Here is a 7,853-nt window from a genome sequence, read left to right as displayed (position 1 = left end):
GGTATTTCATCACAATAAGAATTACACAAACGGATTTATTAAAAGATATGATTTTTGTGGGAACTTTTTGGGTAAGAAAGATTGGACAGAAAAGCCATTTGAAGATTTTTAAACTAATGCCAACACTGTGTATAATTAATTGCGGTAGGTTGGCTAAGCAGAAGATTATTTCCTACAAATTACTATCTTAGTCTCAACGGAAAAATTTGAGCTCTACAGCTTGCGTCTTTCCCACGGAACATCAGCCGCATACGCAAGCTGTAAAACCGCAACAAACCATACACAATTACGTTGGTGGTAAATTAGAGAATGGTTCGTTACTCATTCAAAAGACCATTCCACTCATTTAAGATTTCACAAAAGATAATAATAGAATAGTTTTGATTTAAAATAAAAACCTACCAAACATTATGTGTAAAATTAAATTTCTTCTATTTGTATTATTGACATTCAACTTCAATGCATATTCTCAAAAATCAACGAGTAGAGTTCCAATTTCTACAATTATTTCACAAAACGAAATTTATTCAATAAAATCCATTTCGTATGATACAGATTTTCCAAATTTAAAAGGGCAATCCATTGTTTATGAAAATGATAAAGAATTATATCAAATTAATAGGTCTTTTGATTTGTATGATTCAGAAAAATATTCGCTTGCCATATCAAATGATGGAAGAACAGTTATTTACTTAACAAATGACCTTTTTTGGAAAGGAGAAGAATTTGAGTACGTTACAGTTTATAGAGATGGAGTTTTAACAAAAACGTATAATATGTTTGAATTTACGGGTTGTGATTCTGATAGAGAGAAATGCTCTTTCATCTATAACAATTTTTACGTTGTAGATAACAAAAAAAGTAAATTTGGAACTAAAGAATATAAAAAAGTATTTAAAGAAAATACTAGCGAAGAAGAAATCTTCTTAAATGAAAATTATATTGTTCTCGATAACGATATTCTATACTTAACTGACTCAAGAAAAATAGTAACCTCTTTCGATTTAAACAAAATGGAAGTTATCAGTAATACTAGTTTCAATGAGGTTTATCCAAAAATCAAATTCTTTAACAAACCTAAAAGCTCAACTAATTATTATCAAGCATCTTACAAATACATTCCAGATTTTGTTGATACGCAAACAAAGAAAACTATTTCACAAACTATAAGTGACATTTCTGGGTTAATGTATACAAAGAAATATAAATACGCTTTATCTAGAGTTACATTAACCGGTTATTTAAACAAAAACGGAGAATTTGAGATTGAAGAGTTTAAATGTGATGAAAAACTTGATAAAATTAAAATTCAAGAGTTCATTAGCAACACAACATTTGAAAATGATTTTCTACCTAAAGAAGTCGAAAAACAACATTTCAAATACTTTTTTGGAGGATTTAGAAATGCCAACGATTCTATCGCTGAAGTAGAAACTAAAATAGCAAATGAAAAACGTAGACTTGAATTTAAAAAAAGAAAAACTCTAGATTCAATAGATGGAATTTATATTCCTAAAAATCTTTATGAATGCATTACTGAATTAGATAAAAAATTAAACTTTGAAAGTAAAAAACAACTTCGTGAATCTAAAAGCAGATGGGAATTTAATTCTCATATGGGAGGTTTAGGAATGTGGATAAGAAATAATTGGGGAATAAATGGAGGTTCAAGACTTTTAAAATATTTTAATGACAGAGGTATAACAGATAGAGATGATATTTCAGGAACAATAATAGAATATTATCAAAAATGGCTATTAACAGAAAAAGATGTTTGGACAAAATGGGAAAATAAAAATCCGAAAAAGGAATAAAAACTACCACCAACACCGTGTATAATTCATTGCTAAGCTGGTTAAGACGAGAAAAAATTANAAAAACTACCACCAACACCGTGTATAATTCATTGCTAAGCTGGTTAAGACGAGAAAAAATTACCACATATTTCACTATCTTTAAAAATCGGAAAGAATTGCTGGTTCAACCTCGCACTTATTTTCCAGCGGAATTTTCGCCGTGAACGGCTCATCCAAGCGCAAAGCGCTTCGGCTGAAATTCCGCAACAAATCATACACAATTACGTTGTAAGTAATGCCGAAAAACCCAGAAACCAAGTGAATAAAACAATATTTGAAATTACCAAAATGGATTGTCCTTCAGAGGAAAATCTTATCCGAATGAAATTGGACGGAATTTCAAGCATTGCGAATTTGGACTTTGATATTCCGAATCGAAAATTGACCGTTTTTCACAGCGGAGAAATTGACCAAATCGAAAAGTCCGTTATCGAATTGAATTTAGGTGGAAAAAAAATCTCAACGGAACAAACCGACCGAACGGAATTTAAAGAAAACGAAAATCAGAAAAAACTACTTTGGTCTGTACTTGCCATAAATTTTGCTTTTTTCATTATTGAAATGACAACAGGAATTATCTCAAAATCTATGGGACTTGTTGCCGATAGTTTAGATATGCTTGCGGACAGTTTTGTGTACGGAATTAGTTTGTTTGCGGTTGGCGGAACAGTAATAAAGAAAAAACGGATTGCCAAACTTGCTGGATATTTTCAAATAATACTTGCGATTATTGGATTTGTAGAAGTCTTGAGAAGATTTTTCGGAAACGAGAAACTTCCCGATTTTTCAACAATGATTATCGTTTCGATTTTTGCACTTATCGCAAACGGAATTTGTCTTTACATTTTGCAAAAGTCAAAAAGCAAAGAAGAGGCACATATGAAAGCGAGTATGATTTTTACTTCGAATGACGTGATTATCAATTTAGGAGTTATAATCGCTGGACTTTTGGTAAATTGGTTAAGTTCGAGCAAACCTGATTTGATTATTGGAACAATCGTTTTTATTTTGGTAATTCAAGGAGCATTTCGGATTTTGAAATTAAGTAAGTGAACTAAAAAAGCACTACTTACAACAACGTGTATAATTAATGGCTGGTTCTCGCCTACTTACGAAAATCCTCGCGGATTTTCTATTCGGTTTTTATTTGCTAAATTAGGTGCTTAAACACGCCACTAATCATACACAAAACAGTTGCCAGCAATTTGAGAAAAACGAATTCTATGATTAAAAAAATAATAGTTGGAGTTCTAATAATCGGAATATTTAGTTGCAATTCTGACCAAAATAAAAATAACTTGAATGAAACTTATCCTGACATTAATATTGTAGGTGCAATGAAAAAAGTTATGTGGAAAGGAGAATTAAACGGAATAATTAATCTCGATACTATTTCGAACAAAAAAGGACTTTATGGAATAGGACCTGTTAGTTATCTGACAGGCGAATTATTGATTAATAAAGGAATTAGTTACGTTTCAAAAGTGACTTCAGATTCAACTATGATAGTCGAAAAAAGTTTTAATGTTTCCGCACCTTTTTTTGTTTATGCAAACGTGAACGAATGGGACGAAACTGAATTAACGTCAGAAATTAAAACTATTCAAGATATAGAGAAACTTGTTGACGAAAAAACAACTAACTCAAAAAGACCTTTTGCTTTCAAATTGAGCGGAAAAGTATCTAAAGCTATAATTCACGTTCAAAATTTACCAAAAGGAACAAAAGTTTCTTCACCTATCGAGGCGCATCAAGGACAAACGAATTACGAATTAAATAATGAATCTGTAGAAATAATAGGTTTTTTCTCAACAGAACATAAAGGAATTTTTACTCATCACGATTCTAACATCCATTTGCACTTGATAACGAAAGATGAAAGTAAAATGGGACATTTGGACGAGCTGGAAATTGAGAATATGAAATTGTTTTTACCGAAAAAATAAAAACTGCTGGCAACACCGTGTATAATTCATTGCTAAGCTGGTTAAGACGAGGAAAAATTCTCACATAATTCACTATCTTTAAAACTCGGAAAGAATTGCTGGTTCAACCTTGCGCTTTTTTTCGAGCGGAATTTTCGCCGTAAACGGCTCATCCGAGCGCAAAGCGCTTCGGCTGCAATTCCGCAACATAATCATACACCAATACGTTAGGTGCAACTATAAAAGACAACTATGAAATCAATATTTATTTCAATCATATCTTTTCTGTTTTCTTTATATTCTTTTAGTCAGAATACAACAATTATATCATTGACCCATAATAATAGTGGTAGAATGAATAGTACTTTAAAAATTAATTTTGGATTTTCTGTTGAAAATGATTCTACACCTGTCTACTGTGAAATATATAATAAAAAATTTAAGAAAAACATTCACAATAAGGAATATGAATATATAATGAAAGAAGTTATGAAAATCTCTTCTGATGATATTCTAAGTAGAGATGACATGTATTTAGATGCATCAGAAACTACAATTTCAATCTCACAGATGCAAAGTTCAGTAAGTTTTACAATTTCAAGCTTGCATCATACAGATGACAGAACTGAATATATTCATTTCAAAAATGCGGTTGCCACAATTTTGGACGTTGTAGAATTAAATTTAACTGATTTAAGATAGCAGCACCTAACAAAGTGTATAATTAATTACGGTAGGTTGGCTAAGCAAAGGAAAAATTCTCACATAATTCACTATCTTTAAAACTCGGAAAGATTTGCTGGCTCAGCCTTGCACTTTCTCTCCCGCTGAATTTTATTCATGTCATATCTATTTTATATTTTGGTATTCATGAATCCTGTGGATTTCGCCGTAAACGGCTCATCCGAGCGCAAAGCGCTTCGGCTGAAATTCCGCAACTAATCATACACAATTACGTTGTGCACAAGTTGACCAAAAATGAGAATAACCGAACTAATCCTGATTTTATTGATATCCAATTTGACTTTTGGACAAGACAAATATGTCGGAATTTATAAAGACCGATTTTCGGAAACTATTGAATTGAAATCAGACTCTACTTTTATTCACAATTACACGTTTGATCTTTCATCTAGTTGGACAACTGGAAAATGGAAAGTCTCAAATGATACTATTTATTTAAAATCTGAATTAGTTTCGGACTCTTTGCAAATTCGAGATTCAGAAGGAAAAAGTATTAAAGATTCATTAGTTCTTTCAGCTGATCTTAAAATCAACAGAATAGAATTAAATGACTTTATAATGTCAGCCTTGTGGAGTGGTGGACAAAACAAAGTAAAACCTCCAAAAAAACTCTATTGGAAAAGAAAAAAACTTTATAGGATTAATAACGATAAAACTCTTGATTTACGAAAAGTAAAAGCATTTTGGAGTGATAAAAAGTATGAAACGTATTTCAGAAAAGAAACTGAATAAAACCAGTGCACAACAACGTTTATGATTCATTGCGGCTGAATTTACTGTAGGAAATTCAATCTTATTAATTATCTTAGTCAATGGCGGAAAACGAGTCACACCATTTACCGCAACAAATCATAAACAAACACGTTCTACGCAATTTGACCAAACCAAGAAAATGATAGTAAAATATAAAAATTCCGTAATTGAAATAACAAATGAATCTGATTTGGATTCAGCGGAATTTGGTCAGAGATTTAAGAAACAATATCCAGCCGATTTAGGACATAAATTGGAATATCAACCTTCCTCAAAACACGGAATTCGAATAACAGAAAACGGAATTGAAAAGTGTAGCGCATTATTGTTGGAATCTGGAGGAGCAAGTGGAATTTCTGTAAATTCATTTCTACTTAAGAATGACCGAATTTATATTTGCTGTTCTGACCAAATATATTCTCTAAATTTAACGGACTTATCTGTTAATTGGAGAAATCAATATGACGTTGCAACCTGTTTTGGAATTTATGAATTTGACGAAGATTTTATCGTTCACGGAGAAATTCAAGTTAGCCGAATTGATAAAAATGGAGAAACTAAATGGAATTTTAGTGCGAGAGACATTTTTGTTAATCCAGACGGAAAAACTGAATTTAAAATTGTTGAAAACAGAATTGAATTAATAGATTGGCAAGGTTATAAATACGAACTGAATGCTGACGGAAAAATATTAACTGAAATAAAAACTGCGTAGAACAACGTGTATAATTCATTGCGGTAAGTCGGCTAAGAGGAGGAAAAATTCTCACATAAATGACTATCTTTAAAACTAGGAAAGAATTGCTGGTTCAACCTCGCGCTTCTTTTCCTGCGGAATTTTCGCCGTAAACGGCTCATCCGAGCGCAAAGCGCTTCGGCTGAAATTCCGCAACAAATCATACACAATTACGTTAGCATACATTATGAAAAACATCACGCTACTGATTTTAATATTGAGTTTTGTAAGTTGTAATTCGGACAAAAAAACGTCGGAATTAAAAACTGACTATAAAAAACTGAACTCTGAATTAATCGGAATATATGAATATAAAACATCTGAACAATCCGAAAATCATTACATCGTAATTGACACTCTGAATGGAAAATATAACGGACTTTATTTCGGTACAGAAGATAGTGGTGGACACGGAGTTTTCTTTTACGGAAACGGAATGGAAAATCTGAATATTGAAAACAAAAAAATCAGTTTTGAAATTGGAAAAAGAGACCTTTATGAAACAACAAGATTTAGAATTGTAAAACATAAAAGAGATTTAGAAAAAGACTCAACAAGAGGAGTTTCCAAAGGACAACTAAAATATAGCGGAGAAATATCAAAAAACGGATTGAAATTAAACTGTGAATCTGAATTTGGATATTGTTGGGAGAACGAACTGAATTTTGAAAAACTAACTGAAAAAAAATAACGTATGCTAACACCGTGTATAATTAATTGCTCAGTTGGTTAAGACAAGGAAAAATTCCCACATAATTCACTATCTTTAAAACTCGGAAAGAATTGCTGGCTCAGCCTTGCGCTTCTTTTCCCGCGGAATTTTCGCCGTAAACGGCTCATCCAAGCGCAAAGCGCTTCGGTTGAAATTCCGCAACAAATCATACACAATTACGTTGGCAACAAGCTGAAAAATGAACATAGAATATGTACCAAATAGAGGATTTATTCTTAATTCTGTCAAAATAGAATGGAATGACGAACGGAATTCTGTTAGAGAAAAAATCGGAAACAAACATAAGCAAGATGATAAAACTATTGACGTTGCTCAATTTTTTGACGGAGACGAAAGTATGAACATTCATCAAAAAAGAGATGTTTATGAAAATCTGAATTCTAAAAATGATATGCTATTTCTGAATTACGATAAGGATAATAAATTAAGAGAATTGGAAGTTCACTCTGGATTTAGCATTTTAATCAATAATGTTCGACTTGATTTTGGAAACGAAATCTCGGATTTTATAAATCAATTTCAAAAAAACGGAATTGAATACTTGGAAACAGAAAGAGGAAATTATCTTTTACCGAAATTAAAAATTACGATTGCGGATAGTGAATCAATGGGCGGAAACGGAACTGGATTATCTTATTTTTATGCGACATCTGACATTAGCCATTTAACGGAATAAAAAAGCCAGTTGCCAACAACGTGTATAGTTCATGCGTCTGTTGGTTAAGCAAAAGAAAAAATCTTACATAAAATTCACTATATTTATTGAACGGAAAATTTGTGCCAACAGCGCACGTTTTCCTCGGAAATCCAGCCGCACACGTGCGCTGCATTTCCGCACAAACCATACACAATTACGTTGGCAATAATGCTTGAAATTCGAAAATGAATAATTGGTATCACATAAAGACAGAGCAATTTGGTTATCCACAACCAGAAGACGACTTTGGATATATGGAATTGACCTATGAACCAAATATTGGCTGTCCGACTTGCCACATTGGAATAAAACAAAATAATCCATTTCGTTTCAGAAGTGAGCCTAAAGCCAAAAACAGTCAGTTTATAGGACTGAATTGGGTATTTGACCAAATTTTTGTGCGCGAACC

10 protein-coding genes are annotated in these 7,853 nt (G+C 32.1%); all 10 read left to right on the top strand.

What is annotated here, in order from left to right; translation table 11 throughout:
• The first annotated feature begins 206 nt into the window (after nt 1–206).
• Nucleotides 207–350, top strand: a complete 144-nt coding sequence (locus ACU8DI_RS14995) for a hypothetical protein (RefSeq protein WP_447113610.1) — start codon at nt 207–209, stop codon at nt 348–350.
• Nucleotides 351–410: 60 nt separating this feature from the next.
• Nucleotides 411–1,814, top strand: a complete 1,404-nt coding sequence (locus tag ACU8DI_RS14990) for a DUF6794 domain-containing protein (RefSeq protein WP_447113609.1) — start codon at nt 411–413, stop codon at nt 1,812–1,814.
• A gap of 300 nt (nt 1,815–2,114) precedes the next feature.
• Nucleotides 2,115–2,909: a cation transporter gene (locus tag ACU8DI_RS14985; RefSeq protein WP_447113608.1), complete on the top strand. Its 795-nt coding sequence runs from the start codon at nt 2,115–2,117 to the stop codon at nt 2,907–2,909.
• A 170-nt stretch (nt 2,910–3,079) separates the two neighbouring features.
• Nucleotides 3,080–3,802, top strand: a complete 723-nt coding sequence (locus ACU8DI_RS14980; RefSeq protein ID WP_447113607.1) for an acetolactate decarboxylase — start codon at nt 3,080–3,082, stop codon at nt 3,800–3,802.
• A 231-nt stretch (nt 3,803–4,033) separates the two neighbouring features.
• Nucleotides 4,034–4,483 carry a hypothetical protein gene (locus tag ACU8DI_RS14975; protein WP_447113606.1) on the top strand — a complete coding sequence of 150 codons (450 nt, stop codon included), beginning with the start codon at nt 4,034–4,036 and terminating at the stop codon, nt 4,481–4,483.
• Nucleotides 4,484–4,759: 276 nt separating this feature from the next.
• On the top strand, nt 4,760–5,257 hold the full coding sequence (locus tag ACU8DI_RS14970) for a hypothetical protein (protein WP_447113605.1): 498 nt from the start codon (nt 4,760–4,762) through the stop codon (nt 5,255–5,257).
• A gap of 160 nt (nt 5,258–5,417) precedes the next feature.
• Nucleotides 5,418–5,993, top strand: a complete 576-nt coding sequence (locus tag ACU8DI_RS14965; protein WP_447113604.1) for a hypothetical protein — start codon at nt 5,418–5,420, stop codon at nt 5,991–5,993.
• A gap of 208 nt (nt 5,994–6,201) precedes the next feature.
• The gene (locus ACU8DI_RS14960) at nt 6,202–6,705 is read left to right on the top strand and encodes a hypothetical protein (RefSeq protein ID WP_447113603.1); all 504 of its coding nucleotides are present in this window, start codon (nt 6,202–6,204) and stop codon (nt 6,703–6,705) included.
• Nucleotides 6,706–6,925: 220 nt separating this feature from the next.
• Nucleotides 6,926–7,423: a hypothetical protein gene (locus tag ACU8DI_RS14955; RefSeq protein ID WP_447113602.1), complete on the top strand. Its 498-nt coding sequence runs from the start codon at nt 6,926–6,928 to the stop codon at nt 7,421–7,423.
• Between the two features lie 206 nt (nt 7,424–7,629).
• A partial coding sequence (locus ACU8DI_RS14950; RefSeq protein ID WP_447113601.1) for a hypothetical protein occupies nt 7,630–7,853 on the top strand: 224 nt, incomplete at its 3' end.

The sequence above is a fragment of the Psychroserpens sp. BH13MA-6 genome (genome assembly GCF_052983595.1).
The sequence above is the reverse complement of the archived record's forward strand: the minus strand, read 5'-3'. Positions and strand labels throughout refer to the sequence as shown.